Source organism: Streptomyces sp. NPDC042100, assembly GCF_055582325.1.
In genome coordinates this window covers 17,596-39,233 of the sequence record NZ_JBVJDK010000015.1, presented here as the reverse complement: position 1 = coordinate 39,233, position 21,638 = coordinate 17,596, and the positions used below count along the sequence as shown (strand labels likewise).

The following is a 21,638-nucleotide window of genomic DNA, read 5'->3' as shown; positions in this document are numbered from 1 at the left end:
TCTCCTTTCGGACGGCGGGCGGGACGGGCACCGCTACGGGAAGGGGTGGGGTGCGGGGTGGAGACCGGCGGCGCCCAGCGCCGCGCGCATCCGGGGCATGTGCCGGGCCCGCTGCCGGGACCAGCCGAAGTCGATGGGCAGCAGACCGGGCACCAGGACCTTGACGGTGTGCAGCCCCAGCGCGCGCTGCTCGGGCAGGGTCTGGTCGACCACCACCACGTCGAAGCCCGCCGCCGTCACCGCGTCCACCGCGTACCGCAGGTCCTCGCGCACGTCCGAGGCCACGGCGGAGCCGGCGCGGCCCGCCCGCCCGGCGCCCGGCGGGGCGAGGTCGGCGACGGCGAGCGGCGGCCGGCTCTCCGGCCGCCGCAGCAGGAAGTCGGCGTGCCGGCCCATCTCGGGCACCCCGTAGAGGAGGGGGTGGTCGTGCAGGGTGGTGACCAGGTCGAAGTCGGCGGCCATCGCCCGCAGCCGGGCCTCGTCGCGCCGGGTCCGGCCGACCAGGTTGACGGCGTCGGTGGCGATCTCGCAGAGCGCCGCGTCCAGGGCGGATTCGGGGTCGAGGCCCGCGCCCGCGCCGAAGCACATGCGGCCCAGACCCCCGTCGAAACGCTCGGCGCACGCGGTGACCACCGGGACCGGGAGGTCGGCGCGGGTGTCGAAGAACCGTGCCCGGTAGCCGTACATCGCGAGGCGGTCGACCAGGTGCCGGGTGCCCGGCCGGGCGCTGGTCGCCGGGTCGATCTCGCGCAGCGGGACCTGCCCGTACCAGGCCAGCAGGAAGGCGTCGCGCTCGATCACCTCCATCAGGCCGAAGTAGACGGCCTCCGCCAGACTGCCGCCGGACGCGCACCCGTTGGAGCTCTCCTGGACGAACCGGTTCTCCAGGCCCGGCGCGTGGTAGTACGCCAGGATCTCCGGCACCGCCCGCGCCGCCCCGTCGCGCAGCGACCAGCCCCACACCCAGGGGATCTCCCGGTCCGGGGCGAAGGGCCGCACGCGCGGGTTGTCGCGGTGGAAGGCGTCCGCGTACAGACCGGTCACGCGCGGGTCGACGGCGACCTCGCCGAGCTCGTCCAGCGTGGCCCGAAGCCGCGCCTTCCGGGTCCGGGCGCGCATCCCCGCGTACCGTTCGAGCCCCTCCAGCACCCCGATGTCCCGGCTGTGCGCGTACGAGTCGGCGTGCCCGCCCCAGAACGTCTCGCGCAGGTACTCCCCGGACCGGGACGAGAAGCAGCCCACGGTGGCCGAGGTGGTGGTCGAGGCGACGTCGAGGACGACGGACGGCCCGATCGCGCCCCAGTGGGGGTTGGCGAACGCGTCGACCGGCAGCCCGTACTCCTCGATCCGGCGCACCCGGAAGGCCCCCGGCCGGTACTCCGGGGCAGGCGGCGGCGCCAGGACGGCCGCCTCGGCGGTGTCCTCCTCGGGCGTCCCGCACCGCGGACACTCCGGGTCGGGCACGAGCGGATGGGCGCGCACGGTCATGGCGTCGAGGTCGAGCAGATGCACCCGGGGGAACGGCCCGGCCGCCGGCTCCCCGGCCGCGAGGCCCGCGATCAGCGCGGCGACGGCCTCGGCGGCGAAGGGCACGCCGTACGGCCAGTCGCCGACCGGCCGGGTCCCGGAGCCGCGCTCGATCGCCTCCCGCAGGGGCACCGAGCGCACCGCCTGCCAGCGCCGCCGCAGACAGGTCGCGCAGCCGGCCCGGCCCGCGCGGCCCGACTCCCCGGGCGCCGCCGGCCACGGCCCGACGAGGACCTGGCGCCCGTGGAGGTGCACGGGGAGGGCGGAGACCGGCGGATCGGCGGGGGCGCCGAACGCGTCCTGGACGCCCAGCACGTGGACGGCGACGGCGGGCAGCGGAGCCCCCGCCACCGTCCCCGGCTCACCCGGCCCGGCCAGGGCCGCCAGCTCGGCCAGGGCGGTCCGCAGGTCGGCGGCGAACCGGGAGACGGGCGCGGCCTGGAGGGTGTCCGGGGCGGCGCCCGGCGGCGGGGGCGCGGTCCCGGCCCCCGCCGGAGCCACGGTCCCGGCTCTCATCGGGCGTCCCGGGTGAGCAGGACGCGCACGGTGTGGATGCCCGCCGCCGCCAGGTCGGCGGCGTGCGTGGGGACGACGAAGGCGTCGCGCCCGGCGGCGGCGAGGCGTTCCAGGACGTGGGCCCAGGTGACGGGGGCGCCGGGCGACGGCGCCGGGCCGTCGACGGTGACCGGCACGAGCGCGGGCGCGAGGTCGCGCAGCAGCGGGTCGCCGCCGTCCGCCGTCAGCTCCTCCCCGGCGAGCTGGACCTCGCCCAGCAGATCGCGGACCGCGTCGACGGCCGCCGAGGTCAGGTCCAGCGCGACGCCCACCGCCCAGCGCCCGGGGGCCGTGCCGTCGGCGGGCGTCCTGGCGAGGACGACCGAGGCGCCGGAGCGGTCCCGTTCGCCGAGGTCGAGCAGCTCGACGGTGAGGCCGAGCAGCGCGGCCGAGCGGAGCAGGAACGTCGTCTCCGGGTCCGCGCCGAAGGCGTCGGGGGAGATCTTCGCGATCGCACCGGCGCCCGACACGGCCCGCCGCAGCGCGTCGTGGGCGAGCGCCGACAGCAGCCCGGCCGCCGCCGCCTCGGGGAGGTCCGCGCCCGCGCCGGCACCCGCCCGGGTCGGCTCGAAGCGGCGCGCCGCGTTGTCCGGGCCGAAGGGCCGCACGGCGCCCGCCGGGACCCGTACGAGCTCCTTGGTGAGCAGGGAGGTGGCCGCCGTCCAGGCGGTCGCCCCGCCGGAGCCGCCGGTGCCCGACGCCAGGGTGAGGGTGTCGGGGCCCACGGCGGGCAGGCCGTCCAGCGGCTCGGTGAACACGGCGGCGGGGACGGTGTGTTCGGCGTGGACGACGGCGGCGGCGTTCAGCGCCCGGAGCCGGGCACCGGCCGTGTGGTGCACGTCGAAGGCGGTGACCGTACGGCCGCCCCCGGGCCCGTGCCCGAGGACGACCGCGCCCACCTTGAGGGGCGTCTGCGTCACCGGCTCGTCGGCGTACGAGGTGAACACCCCGGTGAAGGGGCGGACGAGCGCCGAACGCCGCTCCAGCTCGGCGAGCGGCCCCTGGGCGGCGTCGTCGTCGGGCGCGGTGGCGACCGTCGGCAGGAAGGCGGGGCGCGGCGGCGCCGACGTCACGTCGACCGGCTCGGGGAGTGCGGCGGCGGTCGAGCAGAACGGGCAGCGCGGGTGCGGGAGCAGCGGCTCCGACGCGACGTCGAGGGTGGCCATGGACTGGACGAGAACCCGGTCCCGGGTCTCGGCCGGCAGGGCCCCGGTGACCAGCCGGAACACCTCGTACCCGAGCAGGTTCCCGAGCATCGCGGCGAGCGGGCCGGTCGGTCCGGCCCCGGGCGTGCCGGTGCCGAGCGCGGCACCGCTCCACAGCTCCGCCGCGTCCGCCGCGGCCGAACCGCCGCCCGAACCGCCGCCCGAGCCGAGCCGGAGCGCGGCGCAGGCCCAGCAGGCCGCCGAGTCGGTGGAGGACACCGGGCCGACGACGGCGAGGCCGCCGAACGTCCACGCGGGCAGCAGCGTACGGCCCGGGGGCACGCCCTCGCGCAGCAGCGGCAGCACCAGCCCCGGGACGCCGGACCCGGCGGCGGCCACCACCACGTCGTAGCCCTCGTACGCCGACCAGGAGGTACGGCCCGCGGCCGGGTCCGGCAGCGGCTCCAGGCCGACCGGGCAGCCCTCGTCGGCGAGCGCGTCGGCCTCCGCGCGTACGGCCGCGAACTCCTCCGTCGTCACCGCGCCGGAGCCGTCGGTGAGCGAGCGGTCCACGCCGATCGCGGCGCAGCCGTTGCGCAGGAGGGAGAGCACGCACCAGCGGGCCACCGGACCGTCGCCGAGCACGGCGACCCGGGTCCCGCGGAAGCGCGCGAAGCGCTCCTCGGCGGCGTCGGCGTAGTGGTCGAGGTAGCCGATCTGCGGGGCGAAGCGCGCCGAGACCTCCGGGGCCGGAGCGGGCGCGGAGGCGTCGGCCGTCTCGTCCGGCGCGGGCACGGGACGGGCGAAGCCCCGCCCGTAGAGCGCCCGCACCAGCTCGCCCACCATGGCCTTCTGCGCGTCCCCGAATCCGGCGCATATCTCCTCGACGGCTCTGCTGCCGTCGAGATAGGGCATGAGGAGCGTCGCGAAGCGGTAGCCGGACTTCGCGGTGAGCTGGAAGCCGCCGTCGGCGTTGTGGAAGATCACGCCGTCGGGGGTCTGGGTGAACAGGACGTCCCGGCGGACCCGGGGCCGGGTTCCGGCGATCTCCGCGTACGACGTAAGGGTCATGCGTGCGTCACACCTCTCGGTACGGGGGTGGTGGGGAGGGGCGGTGTGGTGAGCGTGGTGGCTGTGGTGTGTGCGGTGTGTGTGGTCGAAGTGCTCGGTGTGGATGGGGGCGCGGGCCGTGCGGGAGGGGGCCGGGTGTCGCGGTCCGGGGCGGTCGGCCCCGGAGCGTCACCTCAGGGCGGGCGGCCGGGTGCCGTCCCGGCGCGGTGCGTCACCGGACCCGTCGTGGGCCCGGTACCGGGGCGGGCGGGGCAGCCCGGGGGAGCGGCCGGGAACGGCATCCGCCGCGCGACGGGCATGGGCCCGCAGCAGTTCGTGCGCCCAGAACGCGCCGGGCCGCCCCTCCTCCAGGAGACCGGCGTCGAGCAGCCGCTCGATCACCTGCTCCGCCGTGTCCTCCGGGAGCCCGAGGAGCCCGGCCGCCCCGGCGGCGGTGAGCGGATCGTGCGGCGACGCGGCGAGCCGCAGATGGGCCGTGGCCAGCGCGGGCGGCAGCCGCCGCAGGGCCTCGTCGAACCGCTGGGGCACCGACATCCGGGGATCGTCCGCGAGGCTCAGCCGGCCCACGGGGTCGTGCCGGAGCCAGTCGGCGTAGTCGGCGAGGCGCAGCCGGGGGCGGGTCTGGAGCCGGGCGGCGGCGATCCGCAGGGCGAGCGGATGGTGCCCGCAGACGTCCGCGAGGGGGAGCGCCGCGTCCGGTTCGGCGGCCAGGCGCTCCCGGCCGAGCACGGCGGTCAGCAGCTCCCGCGACCGTTCGGGGGCGAGCGCCCCGAGCCGGTGCACGGTGCCGCCGTGCGTGGCGACGAGCGCGGCGAGCCCCATCCGGCTGGTGACGATCGCCGCGCCGCAGCCCGGGGCGGTGAGCAGCGGCCGGACCTGATCGGGGTGGACGGCGTCGTCCAGGACGAGGAGGGTCCGCGCCCGGCCCGCGCCGGACCGGTCGGGCAGCGCCCGGCGCAGCTCCTCGGCGGCCTCCTCCGGCGGGCGGGCGGTGCCGTCGGGGCGGGTCAGCGGCACCAGGAGACAGCCGTCCGGGAAGCGACCGCCGACGAGGCGGGCGACGTGCAGCGCGAGGGCGGTCTTGCCGATGCCGGGGGCTCCGGAGAGCACGGCGAACGGCGCGCGCCCGGAGCCGTCTTCGGGTCTCTCCGCGCTCAACAGGCGCACCAGCGAGTCGACTTCGTACTCCCGCCCGGTGAAGCCGGGGGCGGTCTCGGGCAGGGGGTGCGGACCCGTGCCAGGCGGGGAGACGGTCTCCCGAGGCGGTGTCGCGGCGGACACCACGGCGGAGGTCACGGGTGGGGCCACCACCGCCGTGCTCCCGCCCGCCCCGCGCGCCGCCCCGCCGCCCGCGTCCCGCCCGAGCTCCTCGCCGCGCAGGATCGCCAGCTCCAGGCGCCGGAGTTCGGCCCGGGGATCGACGCCGAGCCGTTCGCGCAGGTGCTCCTTGGTCCTGCGGTACTCGGCGAGCGCCTCCGTCTGCCGGCCCGTGCGGTAGAGGGCCTCGATGAGCTGCTCGGCGAAGCGCTCGTGGGCGGGGTATACGCGCGTAACCTCCCATAGATCGACGAGCGCTTCGCGACATCGGTCGTGCTCCAGCTCGATGTCGCAGACCCGCTCCAGGACCCGGAGCCGCTCCTCCGCGAGGCGGGGCACCTCGTCGCGGTGCAGCAGGTCGGAGGGGACGTTGGAGAGCAGGCCGCCCTGCCACAGGGCGAGGGCGCTGCGGAGCGTGTACAGCTCGGAGCCGTCGTCGCGGGCCCCGGCCCGCTCGACGAGCCGGCGGAAGTGGAGCAGGTCGAGCGTGTCCGCGTCGGCGTCGATCCGGTAGCCGCCGGCGACCGCGACGACCGCCTGGTGCTCGATGCCGTACTTGGCGAACAGGCGCCGCAGCCGCAGGACGCAGCTCTGCAGGGCGGTCTTGGCCGTCGGGGGGTGCTCCTCGCCCCAGACGACGTCGCGGAGCCGGTCGGCGGGCACGACCGACCCCGGCCGGATGAGCAGCGCGGCGAGCAGCGCCGTGGGCTTGGAGGGCGGGAGCACCACGACGTCCCGCCCGTCGGTGACGCTCAGGGGCCCGAGCAGTTGGAATCGCACCGTCGTCTTCGCCTTCCTCGTCCGCTGGTACCGGGGGGATTCCTACGGATGGCCGGAGCTGTGCGGCCGGAGGCGGGAGGTGGGGGGCCGGGCGGATGCAGCGAGCATGACGAACCACCGGGAAGGCAGAGGGGTGCGGGGGGTGTGCGGCGCTGGGTGGCCCCGGTCGGCGTCAGGGTCAGGAGGAAGGTACAGCGGTGACGGCCGGGATGGGGACGGGGCCCGCGCCCTTCCGGACATCCGGCGGTACGTGGTTGACGGTGCGGTGTGGTCCGTGCAGCGGGGCGCCGAAGGCCACGACCGGAACACTCGGTGATGAGGTCATGACACCATCCGTCCGCTATCCGGACGTCGACCGAGAACGTGCCGCGGCCCCGGCGGAGGTGCGCTCAGGGTACGCCGGAGGCAAAGAATGGCCACTTTCGATCCATCCGACTTCGGCCTCCGTGGCCGTGAATGGTCGATGTCCCGGTCGCACGGGTGTCCGCGCGCCCGCGCGGCCGTCCGTGACCAGCGTGAACAACGCATCTCGACGAAACGTCCCATACACGAACACCCGGTACGGCGGAGATGGTCACCGGTCACCGGACACGCGCGGTGGCCGTCCGCGACGGAATCCGGCGACTTCCGGCCAACGCCACGAAAACGCTCGGAACGCGCCTAATCCGCGTAACCTGCATCCCTACGGAGCGACGACGGAAGACGGAGCGGGAGAAGGGGAGGACCGGTCGATGGACGGCGTGAGCGGGTTCTGGTGGATCGTGGCGGGCCTGCTGGTCGTGGCCACCCTCGCGGTCGCGGTCGTCCTGGCCGTACGCCTGTTCCGGGCGCGCAAGCTGCTCGCCGACACGGAGATCCCCCTCTCCCGCAAGCTGCTCTTCTGGGGCGCCCTGCTCTACCTGGTCAGCCCGGTCGACCTGCTCCCCGACCCGATCTTCCTCGACGACATCGGCCTCCTGCTCGCGGCCCTCCGCTCCCTCCACCAGGCGGGTGCCCAGGCGGGTGTCCAGGCGGCGCTGAAGCCGGCGGACCCGGCGGACCCGGCGAGGTAGCCCCCTCGCGGCCGCTCGGGGCGAGCGGTCACGGCGCTTCGTGGTGCGCGTGCCCCTCGCCGAGGAGGTGCTTCCGGCCCCAGGCGCCCAGCGGCCCCAGGGCCTCGTTCAGGGAGACGCCGAGGGGGGTCAGGGCGTAGGTGACCCGGCGTACCGCCCCTTCGAGCGTCTCCTCCCGGGAGACGACGCGATCGCCCTCCAGCTCCCGCAGGTGCGAGGCGAGCACCTTCTCGGTGACGCCCGGGATGCCACGCCTCAGCTCGCCGAACCGGCGCGGCCCTCCGTCCAGCGCCCACAGGATGAGCACCTTCCACTTGCCGCCGACCACGTCGATCGCGGCGTCGATGCCGCACACATAACCGTCCCGCCGAGTCATCCGCTCACCTTAAGGTAACCACCTACGAAAGAGTGCGTACTTGATCATGGTCCGGGCGTGAACGAGCCTGATCCGCATGGACGATCACAGCACCTCCAAGACCCCCGTCACTCTCCTCGGCCTCGGCGACATGGGCACCGCGCTCGCCCGATCCTGGCTGGCCGCGGGCCACCCGCTGACCGTGTGGAACCGCACTCCGGGCAAGGCCGCGCCGCTGGTACGGGAAGGCGCCCGGGTGGCGGCGACCCCGGCCGATGCGGTCGCTTCGGCCGCCGGCCCCGTCGTGCTCTGCCTGCTGGACGACGCCTCCGTGGGCGAGACGCTGGCCGGCGCCGACCTGCGCGGCAAGGAGGTGGTGAACCTGACCACGAGCACCCCCGCCCAGTCCCGGCGGCGCGCCCGCTGGGGCGAGGAGCGCGGCGCTCGCGTCCTCGGCGGCGGAATCATGGCCGTACCGCCGATGATCGGCCGACCGGGGACCGGCGGCTACATCCTCTACAGCGGAGACCGCGCGCTGTTCGAACGCCACCGGGAGACCCTGGCGGCCCCCGCCGGCACGAGGTTCGTCGGCGAGGACCCCGGCCATGCGGCGCTGCAGGACATCGCCCTGCTCAGCGCGATGACCGGCATGTTCGCGGGCATGACCCACGCCTTCGCCCTGCTGGCCCCCGAGAAGGACCTCGACCGGAGCCGGTTCGCCGCGCTGCTCGCGGAATGGCTCGGCGCCATGTCCGGGGCCGCCCACGGCATGGCCGCCCAGCTGGAGAGCGGCGACTACACCGAGGGCGTCACCTCCAGTCTCGCCATGATGGCGGCGGCCGACGACACGCTCCTGACCACGGCGCGGGACCAGTCCGTCGATCCCCGGCTCCTCGTCCCCTACATGGAGCTGATGCGCCGCAGGGTCGCCCAGGGCCACGGCGACGAGGGGCTGGCGGGCGTCGTGGGGCTGCTGAGTGGCGAGTGACGAGCGACCCACCCCGGGGCGGACCAAGGACTCTCCCGGGTAGTTAAAGGCTCAACTATATTGGGAGTGTCAGCCGCCGCGCATCCCGCGCGCGCATCTCACGCAGGAGGCATCGCCATGAGGCTCGTCGTGATCAACGGGGAAGCGGGCGCGCTGTCCACGGCCCGCTCGCTGGCCGACCGTCTGGCCGAGTCCACCCGCACCCGGGTGGCCCGCCGGGGTGAGGCTCTGGACATCATCACGATCGAGCTTCGCGACTTCGCGCACGACATCGGCAACGCCTCGCTCACGGGCCTGGTCGGCCCCGCTCTGCACCGGCGCCTCGATACCGTGCGCGGGGCCGACGGCCTCATCGTCGTCACCCCGACGCTCCACGCCTCCTACAGCGGGCTGTTCAAGTCGTTCTTCGACCTCCTGGAGGAGGACGCGCTCGCCGACAAGCCCACGCTGCCGGCCGCCACCGGCACCGGCCCGGGGCACGCCCTCGTCGTGGAGAGCGCGCTGCGCCCCCTCCTGGCCCAGTTGGGCGCCCACACCGTACCCACCGGCGTCTACGCCACCGCCGTGGACCGGGCCGACGACGGCGACGGAGAGCTCGCCGCACGGATCCACCGGGCGGCGAACCAGCTCGCGGCCCTGATGGTCACCTCGCGGATGGACGGCTTCATGCCCGAACCCGGCACCGCCGCCGGGGACGCGCACCTCACCCAGGACGACATCGTCCCCTTCGAACGGCACCTCGCCGCCCTGCGCGCGGACGAGCCGGCGCACGCCCCCCACTGACCGGCCACTGACCGGCCGACGACCGACCGACCTACCGACGACCGACCGATCGAGCACCGACCGACCATGGAACGGACCGAAAGAGCATGAGCCACCCGAAGACGTACACGGGCACGCGCATCGCGGTGCACTTCGACGCGGAACGCTGCCGTCACGCGGCTCGCTGCGTGCAGGGCCTCCCGGAGGTCTTCGACATCACCCGCCGGCCGTGGATCACCCCCGACGCCGCCCTCGCCGAGACCGTCGCCGAAGTCGTCCGCCGCTGCCCTTCGGGCGCCCTGACCTCTACGACCCAAGGGACGCCAGAGGTCTGACCGGGAGAAGCCGTGGCGCAGTCGGGTGCCCTCACGCCTCCCCGGCGTCCCCGGGCTCCCTGGGCTCCCTGACCTCCCCGGGCTCGGCCAGCGCCTTCCTGATCAACTGCACCGGGTGCCAGGCGTCGCGCTCGGTGCCGAACGAGCCGGCCATGCCGCAGCAGCCCGCGTCCAGTTCGACCACCCCGACACCAGGGATGCGGTTCAGCAGCGCGACCGTGGCCGCCGTGCCCACCTCCGCCTTCTGGTGGCAGTGACCGTGGTAGAGGAGGCGGCGGCTGGCCGGCAACGACGTGGCGCCGAGCGTGATGCGCACTCGTTTCGGTGTACGTGGTGAAGGAGTCGGCCAGGTAGTGCCCTTCCCGCTCGCCGGGGAGGTCGGCGCGGTGGGCATGGTGACGGCCCAGGCCATCTCCTCCTCGGTGGTGGACTCCTCACCCGTCTCCACCAGCGGCGCACTGGTCACGGCCAACGCGCCCGAGGGCCAGCGCGATGCCGTCTTCAAACGCCTGATGGCCTGGGGGATGAGCATGGCGGTGATCGCCCCACCGGTCACGTGGGCGCTCTTCGTGACGCCCGGCCGGCTCTGAGCGGAGCCCGGCCGGTCCCGCCAAGGCCCGGCCGGGCCCTCCTCACGCTCAGCGCGAACGCTGCCCGGTGAAGAGGCGGTACAGCAGGAGCACGATCACCGAGCCGGCGATCGCGGCGATCCAGGTCGACAGGTGGAAGAAGCCGTTGATGGAGTGGACGCCGAAGACCACCTTGCCGAGCCAGCCGCCGAGCAGACCGCCGACGATGCCGATCAGCATCGTGACGAGGCAGCCGCCCGGGTCCCTGCCGGGGGTGAGCGCCTTGGCGATGGCGCCCGCGATCAGGCCGATCAGAATCCAGGCGATGATGCCCACGGTATGCGTCCTTCTCTGTAGATGTGGCGTGCCCTGCCGGGGTTCCGCCAGGACCGTCCGCCGGCCGCTCCCCGCGAACGGCCGGTCACCTACGCCTATCCCCTCGAAGCGAATTCACACCCGGAACACCCCGAATACCCCGCACCCCGCACACTCGGACACTCGGACCGAGGCCGAGCGCCACACGGGGGAGGGGCGGCCTCTGATCGTGGCGTGTGGATGAAGGGGGCGGGGAGGCGGAGGGCCGCCTTCAGGCGCAGGTCACCGTCACGCGCTCGAACCCGAGGGCTCGTAGGAGGCCTTGGAGCATGGCGGTGGTGTCGCGTTCGGCCCGTGTGGTCAGGTCGGACTGGCGGGCGGCCTCGCCGATGCGCTGGGCGGCGAGGACGTCGACCGCTCGCTCACTCGCGGGGTTGTCGGAGAAGAGGTCTCCGAGCCGGTCGAGCAGGCCGCGCTGTTTGGACACGGCGTACGAGCGCTCGGGGTCGAGCGCGGGTGTGGCCAGCCGGGCGTGGGGAAGGCGCCCACGAGCGCCGGCCACCGCCGACGGCGGGCCCCCTCCGGCCGGCTCTCGTGGGCCGGGGGTCTGTTCACGGTGTCTTCCATGCGCCGCTGGTGCCGCCACCTCAAGCCGCTCATTCCCAACTGCTCTCTTAGTTGGTGTTGTTGGGGGCCGGGCGACGTGATGGGGCGGCTGCGCATCGGAGCCCCGGTGCCTCGGCATGGGAGCGGCCGGGCCGGGTAAGCGGGCTTCGTCGGCGGGGCCGGCCGGGGTCGGGCGACGGGACAGGCCCGACGGGACGGCCCCGAGGGAGAGAGGGAGTTTCGCATGATCGACTGGAGAGCGATGCGAAGACGGACCGCCGGGGAACCGCGCACGTCCGCCCCCGGGAAGGCGGCGCGGATGAGGAGGCCGGAGGCGGTCGGTCCTTCCCGTGGGGGCTCGCGGCGCGGGGACGCCCCCGGCTCCATCGTGCGCGACGCCGCCCGCACGGGCCCGGGCCGGATGGTACGTACGCTGGTCGGGCTCGTCGCGCTCGCCGGTATGGTCGCCTTCGCCATGGTGCTGGCCAAGCTCACCCTGGGGGAGTCGGCCGCGTCCGTGCCCCTCGTCCACAGCAACCTGACTCCAGGCCGGTCCATCGAGGCGTACCTGCGGCAGCCGGCCTTCATCGAGACCGTCAAGCAACTCGGCGGCAACGTGGCCCTGGGCATGCCGTTCGGCGTGCTCCTGCCGCTGCTGTCCCGCAGGACCCGGGGCTTCGTCCGGGTCGCGCTGGTCACCGTAGGCACCATGCTGCTCGTGGAACTGATCCAGGGCGCCCTCATCACGGGGCGCGCGTTCGACATCGACGATGTCCTGCTCAACACCGCGGGCGCGCTCCTCGCCTACCTCCTCGTGGGCCGCCGCCTCGGCCGGGCCGTCCACCCGCGCCCGCGCGACCGGTGGTGGCGCCGGGCGCCGGAGCCCACCCACGAGCGGTGAACGCGACCGGGGCAGGCGACCGCCCGGCCGGCTCCGCACCGGGCGGTCACCTGACGGGTGGGCGCGCGGTACCGAGCCGGGTGCCGGCGGACGCGGTGGCCGTGGTCAGCCCGTCGTTCCGGGAGCCCCCGAGGCGTGGGCGGAGAGCCGGAACCGCTCGGGCACGCCCCCGGCGCCGGTCACCAGGTCGGTGGTGAGCTCGCCGATGAGAGGGGCGAACTTCGCCCCATGGCCCGAGCAGGGGGAGCACACGACGAAGGGGCCGACGCGGTCGAGGAGGAAGTCCTCGCTGGGCGTGAAGGTGTACAGGCAACTGGTCTCGTTCCGTGGCGTCGGGTCCAGTCCCGGCAGCCACTCCTTCACGTAGGCGACCAGCGTCTCCCGGGTCGCGGCGGAGACGACGCCGTCCCGTCCGGCGGCGGTCGTCGGCAGGCCGCCGTAGTGCTGGCCGATCTTGCGGTCGTCCAACGGTCCGCCGTGCGGGCCGCCCGCGAGGTGGTAGACGCCCGCGCCCCACTCGTGCACGACGCTCGGCCACGCGGGGGACGCCGGGTCCCGTCGGGGGAAGTGGAAGGTCTCCTGCTGGGTGACGTTCAGCGGGGGCAGCGAGAGCTGTCCGCCGAGCAGTTCGCCGGCCCATCCCCCGGCCGCGACGACCACGGTGCCGGCGAGCACCTCGCCGCCGTCGGCGAGCAGCACCCGGACTCCGCCGTCCGGGGCCGGCTCCAGCGACGCCACGGCGGTGTGCTGGCGTACGACCGCTCCGCGCCGGACGGCACCGTCCTGGAACGCGGCCACGGCCGCGCCGGCGTCGACCGTGCCACCCTGCGAGTGGTGGACGACGAGCCCCTCGAAGCGCATCCCCGGCCAGCGCCGTTCCGCCTCCGCTGCGCTGAGCGTCTCGTGCTTCACGCCCGAGGAGGCGAGTTGGGCGGCCACCGACTCGGCGTACGCGCGCGAGCCGAAGTCCAGGTTGCCGAGCATGCGGAGCAGGGGTGTGCCGGAGTCGAGCTCCAGCTCCCGCCACAGCTCGAACGACCTCCCGGTGAGCTCCGTGTACAGCGTCTGCTGGTACCCCCGCCGCACGATGCGGGAACTGCCGTGTGAACTGCCCCGGGCATGCCCCGGTCCGTACTGTTCGAGCAGCAGCACCGACAGCCCTCGGCGGGATGCCGCCCAGGCGGTGGCGGAGCCCATCAGGCCGCCGCCTATCACGACGAGTTCAGCTCGGCTTTCCATGGCTGCCTCCCGGGAACGTACGGCGCCCGGCACACCCGGCCCGCCGAACCTGTCTTCGACTGTCGCGAGCTTACGGACCACGCCCCCTCCCCGGCGGCCCCCGCCCCCGAGCCGAAGACGCCCGAGCCCGGCCCCACCGGCCACGGCGCCGAGCCGCAGGCGAGTCAGAACCCACAGGTCGTCGCGGACGAAGCCGGCCGAACCTCTGCGGAGGGCCGGTCAAGGCACCCTGCCCGTCCCCGACGCGGCATCCCACCTCGTCACACACTTGTCACACGCGCGCATTCCGCGGGCTGAGACGGCGTAGCGAACGAAGGTGTGGAGCCACTCCAGGAGCGCGGCGCGGCCGTCCTCGGCCGTGCTCAGGCGCCGGGCGTGTGCGCACAGGGCCTCGACGCGTTCCTGGAAGACCGCTTCCAGAAGGGCGCGGCGCGTGGGGAAGTGGCGGCGCACGGTCGCCGAACCGACGCCTGCGGTACGCGCGAGGGTCCGCTCTCCCACACCCGCCGCCGGGCTCTGCGGCGGGGGGTGGGGGAGAGGGTCCTCGACGTCGCGTGCCCGGTGCGGATCGCCCAGACCGCCGACCACGCTCACTTCGGCCGCGGGGGTGTCGGCGGGCAGGACGAAGGTGACCTTGGCGGAGTTCTCGCGCAGGGCGCGTTCCAGCACGGCAGCTCTCCCGAGGGGCGAGAAGGGGGGCGGGATCCGTGCCCCGGCTCGACGCCGGGCACAACCTCGACCGGTGACGCCGCCGTCCGGGCCTGAGGGTCACCCACCCGCTACACCTGGCACGCCCGAGGAGCCGCCGCGTGTGACAGTCCACGTTTGGGAAGACCGGACGACGGGTTGCCCCACGCAAGCAGGGCCCGGTCGGCGCCCGGTAGCCACACCGGCCGGGCCCTGCGCCACACCACGCGGCCCGAGGGAGATGTCCCTGCTCTCGTGCGGCGCGGAAGTAGTGATCATGACGGTCATGGGCGAGCCCATTCACAGCTGGCTTGCTCGGCTACGAAGCCGCAATCCGTCGCAGGACCGGCGACCGGGCTCGTCACGGTGCCGCGGTCTGGGCCGGGCAGCCGTGTGCCCTCGCCTGTTTGCTGGTGAACCTCGCGATCGCCACGAGGCCGGTCGTGAATGCTGGGGTACAGGGTCGGGGAAGGCGTCTGGACTGATCTGGCAGGCAGGTGGCGTTGGTGGATGGTTCCGGTGGGCCGGCATGGCGTGCCGCTGTTCGCCGCATCCGCATGACGAAGAGTCGTCCGGCCTGCGAGGGACAGGGCGGTCATGTCCTCGAGGGAGTGGGGAGGGAGGGGGCTGTGACGATCAGGCGTGCGATGAGGCCAGCGCGCCGCTCCATGCGGCGGGTGATGTGGGCGCGGGCCGCTGCGTCCGGGGCGTTCCACAGGGCGAGGATGTCGCGCCAGATCCGGTCGCGCCATGCCACCAGGACGAGCATCGTCAGGCGGACGCTCGCGCGGCGGCCGGCGGGCAGGCGCCGTAAGGCCGTGGTGGTGCGGCAGCGGTAGCGCTCGGCCAGCATGTCCGTGCACTCGAGGACCGACTGTTCCAGGATGCGGTTGACGCGGAAGTAGTCGTGGCGGTAGCGGCGCAGGAGGCGTTGGTCGATGTGCGTGCGGTTCGCCTGGAGGTAGGCGTGGACGACGAGTCCGAGGTCGTGGTTGATGTGCGCGTTGATGCCCAGGATCGCGCTGCGGTACGGCGCCGCGATTCCGTGGGCGGCGTAGCAGGTGGCCAGCCGCCAGGAGGTGGCGGTCACCGGTGTGCCGTGCAGTGAGTTCCGGGTGGCGATGAGGGCTTCTTCGGCGAAGAGGCCAGTCACTTCGGAGAGCCACTCGGGTTCGAGGAAGCCGTCGTGGTCCTCGGCGAGCATGACCTCGACGACCCGGCGGGTGATGACGACGTAGACGTCGAGGAAGACGGCGCGGTCGTCGCCGGCCTCGCGGAGCCGCTCGGTGAGCAGTTCGAGTGCCGCGAGAGCCTCCGATGCCGTCCGGGGCCGCCAGTTGATGTCCTCGGTCGTGATCCGCACCCTGTACTCCGGTCGCCAGTGATCGACTTCGTGCTGACAAGTTAGCGGGTACGCAAGCCGCGGGGACCGGAACCCGGGAGACTTCCCGTCCCCGGCAGGGGCGCGAGGGCGCCCGGGCCGCACCGGCTCCGCCTGCTGGGGAGAACAGGTCCTGCTCCTGCGCCACCTCGCGGCGTGCCAGGTGCGCGGAGGGGGCGCGTACGGGCGGGTTCAACCGGTCGGATCCGAGCGGTACCCGGGCCGGTTAGGCTCGGCCCGGGGCGTTGCACGCGCCCCTTCCTCGCTCACTGCCGACCGATCCCGGAGCCCTGTTGAACACGCGTGCCGCTGTGCCGTCCCCGCGCGTCGCCGGTCTGCTTGGCCAGGCGCGTGACCGTACGGATGCGGTGGTCCGCGCCCTCTTGGAGCGGGTGGAGGAGGGCCCTGGCCGGGTCTTGGCCTACCAGTGGGGTCTGTGGGACCCCGAGGGGCGGCCCGTGCCCGCCGGCGGACCAGGGAGGGGCAAAGCGGTGCGTGCCGCGCTGGTGTTCGCGGCCGCCCGGGCCACGGGCCGCCCCGGCATCGATCCTCTGGTGCCTGCCGGGGCCGCAGCCGTCGAGATGCTGCACACGCTCTCTCTGCTCCACGACGACGTGATGGACGGGGACGAGCTACGGCGGGGGCATCCGGCGGCGTGGCGGGTGTTCGGGGCGGAAGCTGTCGAGAACGCTGTGCGTCACTTGACCCCGCACGCGGTCAGCCTGCTCTTCGACGCGGCAGCTGGCCCCGGCCCTGACCCGTCGGCCGCCGGCCGGGACCCGGAGGTGCTGCGCGGCCCCGCACGTGCGGCGGGCGTGCTCGGTGCGGCGCTCGTACGGCTGGTCCAGGGCCAGGCCCTCGACCTCGCTCTGGAGCAGGAGGCACAGCCCGGCGTCGCCGCGACCCTGCGTGTCCACGCCGACAAGACGGGCTCGCTGTTCTCCTGCGCCTGCGAGTTGGGGGCCGCTCCGGCCGCGGGCGCGGAGCTGGCGGCCTTCGGGGAACAACTCGGCATCGCCTTCCAGATCGTCGACGACGTTCTCGGCATATGGGGGGACCCTCTGGTGACGGGCAAGCCCGCCGGCTCGGACCTGACGGCCCGCAAGAAGTCCTATCCGGTCGCCGTCGCCCTGGCCCCGACGGCCGCATCGGATGGTGCCGCCGACGACGCCCGCCGAAGGCTGACCCGCCTCTATGCCCGCACCGAGTCCTGGACGGCGCCGGAGACCGATGAGGCGCGCCGGCTCCTCGACCGTACCGGCGCCCGCTTCGTGGCGGAGGCGGCCGCACGCCGCCACGAACGGACCGCCCTCGAAGCCCTGTCCCGGATCTGCCCGCCGCACGAGGAGGCGGGGCAGGACCTGAGGGCACTGGCCGCGTTCGTCACAGGCCGCCTGTACTGATCGCCGACGGGGCCGGTAGCCGTGCACTCTCTTCACGGCTGTTCCCAGGGGGCGGGCCGGTCGAAGGCGTTGGGCAGGCCGGCCGCGTAGAGCTCGTCGTCCAGGCGGTGCAGACGGGCGAGTTCGGCGGGCGGCTTCCAGCCACGTATCACGCATGCCGGTGCGGTGGAACCGGCGGCCGCGAGGACGGCGTTCACGGCGGCTTTGGCGCTCTGGTCAGCGGCTTCCATGGTGGCGAGGTTGAGGTCGACGTCCACGTGGTCGCCGGCCTGGAACAGGTTGGGGACCTTGCCAGCCGGTTTGGGCCGCCACCGGCGCGAGCCCGCCGTGCTGATCAGCAGCGGTTCCGTGTTGTGGGCGAGCCCCCCGGGCACGGTGGGCCAGCGGATGGCGGGATCGGTGAAGCAGGAGTGCACCAGCCCGGGGGAGAGCAACTCGCGGCCGTCGCGGCGCAGCGAGTCGGCCAGCTGGTGCCACACCTCGCGGATCACCTCCCGCCGGGTGCACGCCCGGGCGGGTTTCCCGGTCAGTGCTCCGGGGACGTCCCAGGCCGACACGTCGACCGACAGGCAGTCGTGGACGGTGCCGTCCCCGTACCGAGCCGGCATGTCGATGCCGGACCAGAACTGGGCCTGGGCGACGGACGTCAGTGCCCAGGGCGAGTCGACGTGGATCACATGACCGTGTACGAGCGGGGTGCGTTCGCGCAGGAAGAACTGGATGCCGGTCATCCAGTCCGTCTCCAGGCGGTCGATGTCTGCCAGGCCCTCGTCGAGCTCGCACACCTCCGGTCCGAGGGTGCGCACGGCGGCCTCGGCGGGGACCGCGCAGACGAACCAGTCCGCCTCCACCTCGTGCACGGCACCGGACGGAGTGCGCACGACGGCGGCTCGAACCGCTCCCCGGGCCGTCCGCAGGCCCTGGACCCGGTGGCCGACGAGGAAGCGGACCCCGAGCGAGACCAGATGCGCGGCCCACGGCCCGATCCACGCCTCCGTGGTCGGCGCGTCGAGAACCCTGTCGGCCTCGGCGTGGTCGGCTCCGCCGAGCAGCCCGGACCAGAACTCCACCTGGGTACGGCCGATGGAGGCGACGGTCGCCACCTCGGCCTTCGCGGCGACCAGCGTGCGGGTGGGGCCGATCACGCAGAGCCGCCGGTACTCCTCGGAGGCGGTCGCACCCGCTGTGAAGTCCCACCATGAGGTGTTCTCGAACTCGCCGTCGCGGCGGGCGGCCCCGCTCGTGGCCCAGACCAGCAGCCGGTTCGCGAAGTGGGCGCTCTCCCCGGCGGCGAGCCCGGGCGTGCGGGCCAGCAGGTGGCCCACCGCACGCAGCGTGGCCTCGACGCTCCTCGACGAGGGTCCCCCGGAGATGTCGACGACCACCCCGTCGCGCTGCCGGTCCCGCGCGTACAGCACCTGCGTGGTCGCCACCAGCCGGTCGGCGACCGAGCCGCCGCCGGAGGGAATGCGTGCCATCGTCTCGGTCACGTTCCGGTAGAACCCCGGGAAGAACCGGAACCCGTGCTCACCCGGCAGATCCCGGCGCCCCTCCGTACCCGTCCCCGGAACAGGAATGCTGCGTGCCTTGCCGCCCAGCGCCCGGGCCTCGATGACGGTCACCGCGAACCCCCGCTCGGCCAGCTCCATCGCAGCGGTCAGGCCGGCCGGTCCGCCCCCGATCACCACCACCCGCCGTCCGGCACGCCCGCCCCGGCCGTGGCCTCGCACCCCTGCCCCGACAACACCCGCCGTGGCCCCGTTCCCGCCCGCCCCCACGCCTCTGCCCTCCATGTGCCCGGTGCCCGACCGGTGTGCCCGAACCCCTCGCACAAGATCGGGGATGACGGCCAGGCAACGTGCCCGGGCCGTCCTCGAAGATCATTTCAGCACGCGCCCCTCGGCTCCAGGCGGCCGGGATTGAGCCATGTACGTCTCCAGCCCTCGCTGAGTGGCTGTTGTCGTTCCGATCTTGTGCGGTGCTGATCGAACAGGCGTCTTGATCAGGTGGCTTCGGCGGGGCCTCTGTCAGGCGCAGATCTAGGCCGAGCGAGGGCGTGATCACACCGCCAGGCGGTAACTATAGTTGTCACCCATGGGGCCGTGAACTATAGTTGTCGCATGATGCTGCCTGAGATCACCCAAGAAGAACAGGTAGAACTCGACAAGGCTCTGTATGACGCCTTGAACCCATTGGCCTCGGCCATTCGCTCCCGAGAGACCGGGCTTTCCGCGGACCGCATGTGGGACGCGGACCCCGTAGCGGTGGCTCTGTCGGTCCTTGCTGCTTGGAGAACGGTGGACGCGGAGGTCAAGCGACTGACCGCGAACGCGGCAGCGACGGCCGGCTCCTACGGGGCAAGTTACGAGCAGTTGGGAGCCGTGTGGGGCATCACCCGCCAGGGCGCCCGCAAGAAGTGGCCCGACGCCATCACCCGCCCGACGCTTCCGACAGCCCGCCCGACCAACCTTGAAATCTTCGGTGGGACTGCCGAACTGGTCCAGGCGCCATCCGGCGGCTGGAGCTGGACGGGCGAGGGCGCCGACGGGGCACTTGGTGCGGCCGGCGACGGGGCGTGCTACGCGACCGTGGAGGAAGCCGCAGCCCATGCGGGCGCATTCCTCAAGGAGCATGCAGCTGACACTGTCGGCCACCCCTGAGCGACTGGCATCGCTCCGATCTTGAGGGGTGCCGGTCGAACGGGAGTCTCGATGGGCTGAGTGCGGCGGCCGCCGTGCATGAAAGCAGAGCCTCTTGGTAGCTCGAAGGGTGTCTACGCCAAAGAGCGTTCCAGGAGGCCCTGTTGTCGCAGTCCTACGGCATCGCGGGAGCGGGGTCCACTTCGGTCACTCTCGCGTGTGACTGCCTGGCACGCCAGCCCGGGAATGCCGCCGGCCACGGGGTCCGTGCGCGCCGCTACCCGACGGACATGTGCGATGTGGAGTGGGCGGTGGCGCGGCCGCTACTACCGGTGCCGGGCTGGCTGCGCGGGCGGGGCGGGCAGCCGGAGGCGTACTGCCACCGCGCGATACTGGATGCGGTCCGCTACCTCGTCGACAACGGAACGAAGTGGCGGGCCATACCGGCCGACTTCCCGCCATGGGACCGGGTCTACGCGTTCTTCCGCCGCTGGCGCGACCACGGTCTGGTCAGGGAGTTCCACGACCGGCTCCGCCGCAAGGTCCGCGAGCAGGCCGGGCGGGACCCGGAGCCGAGCGCGGGCATGATCGATTCCCAGTCCGTCAAGGCGGATGCCGTCGTCGGCCGTGACAGCCGCGGTTTCGACGGCGGCAAGCTGGTCAACGGGCGCAAGCGGCACGTCGTGGTCGACACCCTCGGCCTGTTGCTGGGGGTGATGGTCATCTCGGCGGACGTCGGCGACCACCCCGCCGGGCAGGTTCTGCTCGCCCGGGTCGCCGCCGCGCACCACCGGTTGGCACTGGTCTGGGCCGACGGCGGCTACACGGGCGGCCTCGTCGAGCACTGCCTGGCCGTCCTCGCTCTGGTCCTGGCGATCGTCAAGCGCAGTGACGACATGCGCGGCTTCGTCGTGCTGCCCATGCGGTGGATCGTGGAGCGGTTCTTCGCCCACCTGATGCGAAGCCGCCGCCTCGCGCGGGACTTCGAACGGTCCACCGGCAGCGCGGAGTCGGTGGTCTACTGGTCGGCGACGATGCTCATGACCCGCCGCCTGGCCCGGCCACGGCCTTCGCGAGCGTGAACCGGCCCGGCCCGGCGCCGGCTCGGCCAGCCACCCGCGCGCTGTCAGCCGCTTCGCCTTCGACCGCAACGCCTGGATCTTCGGGGGCACCGGGTCCAGGCCGAAGCAGCCGGCCATTTCCTGGCAGGTCAGCGGGCCTTGACCGAGCCGGTTCCGGTCCGCGAGAGCGTGCAGGATGCGCTGGTAGTCGGCCGACAGTGCCGACCAGGCCAGACCCGCACGCCACGTCGGCACCACTGACTTCGGCTTCGCCGCCTCCGAAGATGCAGGCGGTGCGGGCGGTTCACCGCGATCCGACGGCTCCTCGGCGGTGTCCGGGCCGGCGGTCTCTCCTTCGCCCCGGGGACAGCACCTCGCCGACGCGTGACCGGGCGATGACCCACTCGTTCCACTCCCGCTCGGCCACGACCAGCTCCGCCTGGATAGGGTCCGCCTCCTCCCGTAGCGCGTCCACACGACGGCGAGCGGTCAGCTCACGCTGTTCCAGCAGCCCCACGACCGACGGCGTCCCCGACCTCCACCAGAGCGACGACACGACACGTCACCACTCCCCGACAGCGCCGACCCCATGCCTGAACAGCGGAAACGCAGCCCTCAACCCCGGAAAGGCAACAGCCACTAAGGGCGGTGGGCATAGCTGAATCCGGAAGGACGGCTCGGTGCCGTCCCCGGGGTCGCAGCGGTGGGTTGTGGCCGGTCGCGGGCGGGAAGGCCGGCAGTCCCGCCGCCTCTGATCGAGGGATACGGGGCTGCCATTTGACCGTTTCGTCCGGGTTGGCTGGTGGTCAGGTGATGATCGGGACGACGACGGGGTTGAGCGAGTTGACGATGGCGAGGACTGCGGCGAGGACTTCGGCGGACATGGCGGGCCTCCTGGCGGTGTGGGCGTGCGGGTGCTTCCCGGAACTGTTGATCAAACCGGCCGGGGA

The 21,638-nt window shown here is 73.7% G+C and carries 19 protein-coding genes and 3 pseudogenes; 9 read left to right on the top strand and 13 right to left on the bottom strand.

Going from position 1 to position 21,638, the window contains the following annotated elements; translation table 11 throughout:
- Positions 1-33: 33 nt before the first annotated feature.
- From ACZ6J5_RS29205 to ACZ6J5_RS29195, 3 genes are all read right to left on the bottom strand, one after another.
- Positions 34-2,043, bottom strand: a complete 2,010-nt coding sequence (locus tag ACZ6J5_RS29205; RefSeq protein ID WP_469396439.1) for a TOMM precursor leader peptide-binding protein — start codon at positions 2,041-2,043, stop codon at positions 34-36.
- On the bottom strand, positions 2,040-4,298 hold the full coding sequence (locus ACZ6J5_RS29200) for a TOMM precursor leader peptide-binding protein (protein ID WP_469396438.1): 2,259 nt from the start codon (positions 4,296-4,298) through the stop codon (positions 2,040-2,042). The genes ACZ6J5_RS29205 and ACZ6J5_RS29200 overlap by 4 nt, the downstream gene beginning before the upstream one ends.
- Before the next feature lie 168 nt (positions 4,299-4,466).
- The gene (locus ACZ6J5_RS29195) at positions 4,467-6,395 is read right to left on the bottom strand and encodes an AfsR/SARP family transcriptional regulator (RefSeq protein WP_469396436.1); all 1,929 of its coding nucleotides are present in this window, start codon (positions 6,393-6,395) and stop codon (positions 4,467-4,469) included.
- Between the two features lie 731 nt (positions 6,396-7,126).
- Between ACZ6J5_RS29195 and ACZ6J5_RS29190 the strand changes: the two genes are divergently transcribed.
- A complete protein-coding gene (locus tag ACZ6J5_RS29190) occupies positions 7,127-7,447 on the top strand; it encodes a YkvA family protein (protein WP_469396435.1) in 321 nt (106 codons plus the stop codon).
- A gap of 28 nt (positions 7,448-7,475) precedes the next feature.
- Here ACZ6J5_RS29190 and ACZ6J5_RS29185 read toward each other — a convergent pair whose 3' ends face one another.
- Positions 7,476-7,823 carry a winged helix-turn-helix transcriptional regulator gene (locus ACZ6J5_RS29185; RefSeq protein WP_469396434.1) on the bottom strand — a complete coding sequence of 116 codons (348 nt, stop codon included), beginning with the start codon at positions 7,821-7,823 and terminating at the stop codon, positions 7,476-7,478.
- Positions 7,824-7,899: 76 nt separating this feature from the next.
- Here ACZ6J5_RS29185 and ACZ6J5_RS29180 point away from each other — a divergent pair, with 76 nt between their 5' ends.
- The 3 genes from ACZ6J5_RS29180 (at position 7,900) to ACZ6J5_RS29170 (ending at position 9,887) form a co-directional block, all read left to right on the top strand.
- A complete protein-coding gene (locus tag ACZ6J5_RS29180) occupies positions 7,900-8,790 on the top strand; it encodes an NAD(P)-dependent oxidoreductase (RefSeq protein ID WP_469396432.1) in 891 nt (296 codons plus the stop codon).
- 117 nt (positions 8,791-8,907) lie between these two features.
- Positions 8,908-9,573 (top strand): CE1759 family FMN reductase, encoded by a 666-nt coding sequence (locus tag ACZ6J5_RS29175; RefSeq protein WP_469396430.1) that lies wholly within the window; start codon positions 8,908-8,910, stop codon positions 9,571-9,573.
- An 86-nt stretch (positions 9,574-9,659) separates the two neighbouring features.
- The gene (locus ACZ6J5_RS29170) at positions 9,660-9,887 is read left to right on the top strand and encodes a (4Fe-4S)-binding protein (protein ID WP_469396428.1); all 228 of its coding nucleotides are present in this window, start codon (positions 9,660-9,662) and stop codon (positions 9,885-9,887) included.
- A 31-nt stretch (positions 9,888-9,918) separates the two neighbouring features.
- Here ACZ6J5_RS29170 and ACZ6J5_RS29165 read toward each other — a convergent pair whose 3' ends face one another.
- Positions 9,919-10,203, bottom strand: coding sequence for a hypothetical protein (locus ACZ6J5_RS29165; protein ID WP_469396426.1), 285 nt, complete (start codon positions 10,201-10,203; stop codon positions 9,919-9,921).
- A gap of 37 nt (positions 10,204-10,240) precedes the next feature.
- Here ACZ6J5_RS29165 and ACZ6J5_RS29160 point away from each other — a divergent pair, with 37 nt between their 5' ends.
- Positions 10,241-10,477 (top strand): hypothetical protein, encoded by a 237-nt coding sequence (locus ACZ6J5_RS29160; RefSeq protein WP_469396424.1) that lies wholly within the window; start codon positions 10,241-10,243, stop codon positions 10,475-10,477.
- 48 nt (positions 10,478-10,525) lie between these two features.
- On the opposite strand, the gene ACZ6J5_RS29155 is transcribed toward ACZ6J5_RS29160, so the two are convergent.
- Together ACZ6J5_RS29155 and ACZ6J5_RS29150 are read right to left on the bottom strand one after the other, a co-directional pair.
- A complete protein-coding gene (locus ACZ6J5_RS29155; protein ID WP_469396423.1) occupies positions 10,526-10,792 on the bottom strand; it encodes a GlsB/YeaQ/YmgE family stress response membrane protein in 267 nt (88 codons plus the stop codon).
- A 250-nt stretch (positions 10,793-11,042) separates the two neighbouring features.
- Positions 11,043-11,315, bottom strand: a pseudogene (locus ACZ6J5_RS29150) (DUF4230 domain-containing protein); the annotation flags it as partial.
- Between the two features lie 483 nt (positions 11,316-11,798).
- On the opposite strand from ACZ6J5_RS29150, the gene ACZ6J5_RS29145 reads away from it, so the two are divergent.
- Positions 11,799-12,278: a VanZ family protein gene (locus tag ACZ6J5_RS29145; protein ID WP_469396421.1), complete on the top strand. Its 480-nt coding sequence runs from the start codon at positions 11,799-11,801 to the stop codon at positions 12,276-12,278.
- A 105-nt stretch (positions 12,279-12,383) separates the two neighbouring features.
- Here the strand turns inward: ACZ6J5_RS29145 and ACZ6J5_RS29140 are convergent, their stop codons facing one another.
- From ACZ6J5_RS29140 to ACZ6J5_RS29130, 3 genes and pseudogenes are all read right to left on the bottom strand, one after another.
- Positions 12,384-13,517, bottom strand: a complete 1,134-nt coding sequence (locus ACZ6J5_RS29140; RefSeq protein ID WP_469396420.1) for an FAD-dependent oxidoreductase — start codon at positions 13,515-13,517, stop codon at positions 12,384-12,386.
- Positions 13,518-13,802: 285 nt separating this feature from the next.
- A pseudogene (locus tag ACZ6J5_RS29135) lies at positions 13,803-14,003 on the bottom strand (TetR/AcrR family transcriptional regulator); the annotation flags it as partial.
- 796 nt (positions 14,004-14,799) lie between these two features.
- Positions 14,800-15,567, bottom strand: coding sequence for a DUF5995 family protein (locus ACZ6J5_RS29130; RefSeq protein WP_469396419.1), 768 nt, complete (start codon positions 15,565-15,567; stop codon positions 14,800-14,802).
- 509 nt (positions 15,568-16,076) lie between these two features.
- Here ACZ6J5_RS29130 and ACZ6J5_RS29125 point away from each other — a divergent pair.
- Positions 16,077-16,988 (top strand): polyprenyl synthetase family protein, encoded by a 912-nt coding sequence (locus ACZ6J5_RS29125; RefSeq protein WP_469396417.1) that lies wholly within the window; start codon positions 16,077-16,079, stop codon positions 16,986-16,988.
- A 32-nt stretch (positions 16,989-17,020) separates the two neighbouring features.
- On the opposite strand, the gene ACZ6J5_RS29120 is transcribed toward ACZ6J5_RS29125, so the two are convergent.
- Positions 17,021-18,679, bottom strand: a complete 1,659-nt coding sequence (locus ACZ6J5_RS29120; RefSeq protein ID WP_469396416.1) for a hydroxysqualene dehydroxylase — start codon at positions 18,677-18,679, stop codon at positions 17,021-17,023.
- 429 nt (positions 18,680-19,108) lie between these two features.
- Between ACZ6J5_RS29120 and ACZ6J5_RS29115 the strand changes: the two genes are divergently transcribed.
- Entirely contained in the window at positions 19,109-19,648 is a 540-nt protein-coding gene (locus ACZ6J5_RS29115; protein ID WP_469396415.1) for a hypothetical protein, read from the top strand.
- A gap of 269 nt (positions 19,649-19,917) precedes the next feature.
- Positions 19,918-20,709 carry an IS5 family transposase gene (locus ACZ6J5_RS29110; RefSeq protein WP_469396413.1) on the top strand — a complete coding sequence of 264 codons (792 nt, stop codon included), beginning with the start codon at positions 19,918-19,920 and terminating at the stop codon, positions 20,707-20,709.
- Here ACZ6J5_RS29110 and ACZ6J5_RS29105 read toward each other — a convergent pair.
- Positions 20,666-21,244, bottom strand: a pseudogene (locus ACZ6J5_RS29105) (hypothetical protein). The gene ACZ6J5_RS29110 and the pseudogene ACZ6J5_RS29105 sit on opposite strands and share 44 nt — an antisense overlap.
- 250 nt (positions 21,245-21,494) lie before the next feature.
- Complete coding sequence (locus ACZ6J5_RS29100; protein WP_469396411.1) at positions 21,495-21,626, bottom strand: hypothetical protein; 132 nt, start codon at positions 21,624-21,626, stop codon at positions 21,495-21,497.
- Between the last annotated feature and the right edge of the window lie 12 nt (positions 21,627-21,638).

Excerpts from the sequence above, each read along its gene's own strand:
- ACZ6J5_RS29170 (WP_469396428.1), top strand. The coding sequence starts at position 9,660 with ATGAGCCACCCGAAGACGTACACGGGCACGCGCATCGCGGTGCACTTC.
- ACZ6J5_RS29185 (WP_469396434.1), bottom strand. The coding sequence starts at position 7,823 with ATGACTCGGCGGGACGGTTATGTGTGCGGCATCGACGCCGCGATCGAC.
- ACZ6J5_RS29140 (WP_469396420.1), bottom strand. The coding sequence starts at position 13,517 with ATGGAAAGCCGAGCTGAACTCGTCGTGATAGGCGGCGGCCTGATGGGC.
- ACZ6J5_RS29115 (WP_469396415.1), top strand. The coding sequence starts at position 19,109 with ATGATGCTGCCTGAGATCACCCAAGAAGAACAGGTAGAACTCGACAAG.
- ACZ6J5_RS29180 (WP_469396432.1), top strand. The coding sequence starts at position 7,900 with ATGGACGATCACAGCACCTCCAAGACCCCCGTCACTCTCCTCGGCCTC.
- ACZ6J5_RS29175 (WP_469396430.1), top strand. The coding sequence starts at position 8,908 with ATGAGGCTCGTCGTGATCAACGGGGAAGCGGGCGCGCTGTCCACGGCC.
- ACZ6J5_RS29145 (WP_469396421.1), top strand. The coding sequence starts at position 11,799 with ATGGTACGTACGCTGGTCGGGCTCGTCGCGCTCGCCGGTATGGTCGCC.
- ACZ6J5_RS29200 (WP_469396438.1), bottom strand. The coding sequence starts at position 4,298 with ATGACCCTTACGTCGTACGCGGAGATCGCCGGAACCCGGCCCCGGGTC.
- ACZ6J5_RS29190 (WP_469396435.1), top strand. The coding sequence starts at position 7,127 with ATGGACGGCGTGAGCGGGTTCTGGTGGATCGTGGCGGGCCTGCTGGTC.
- ACZ6J5_RS29205 (WP_469396439.1), bottom strand. The coding sequence starts at position 2,043 with ATGAGAGCCGGGACCGTGGCTCCGGCGGGGGCCGGGACCGCGCCCCCG.
- ACZ6J5_RS29110 (WP_469396413.1), top strand. The coding sequence starts at position 19,918 with ATGTGCGATGTGGAGTGGGCGGTGGCGCGGCCGCTACTACCGGTGCCG.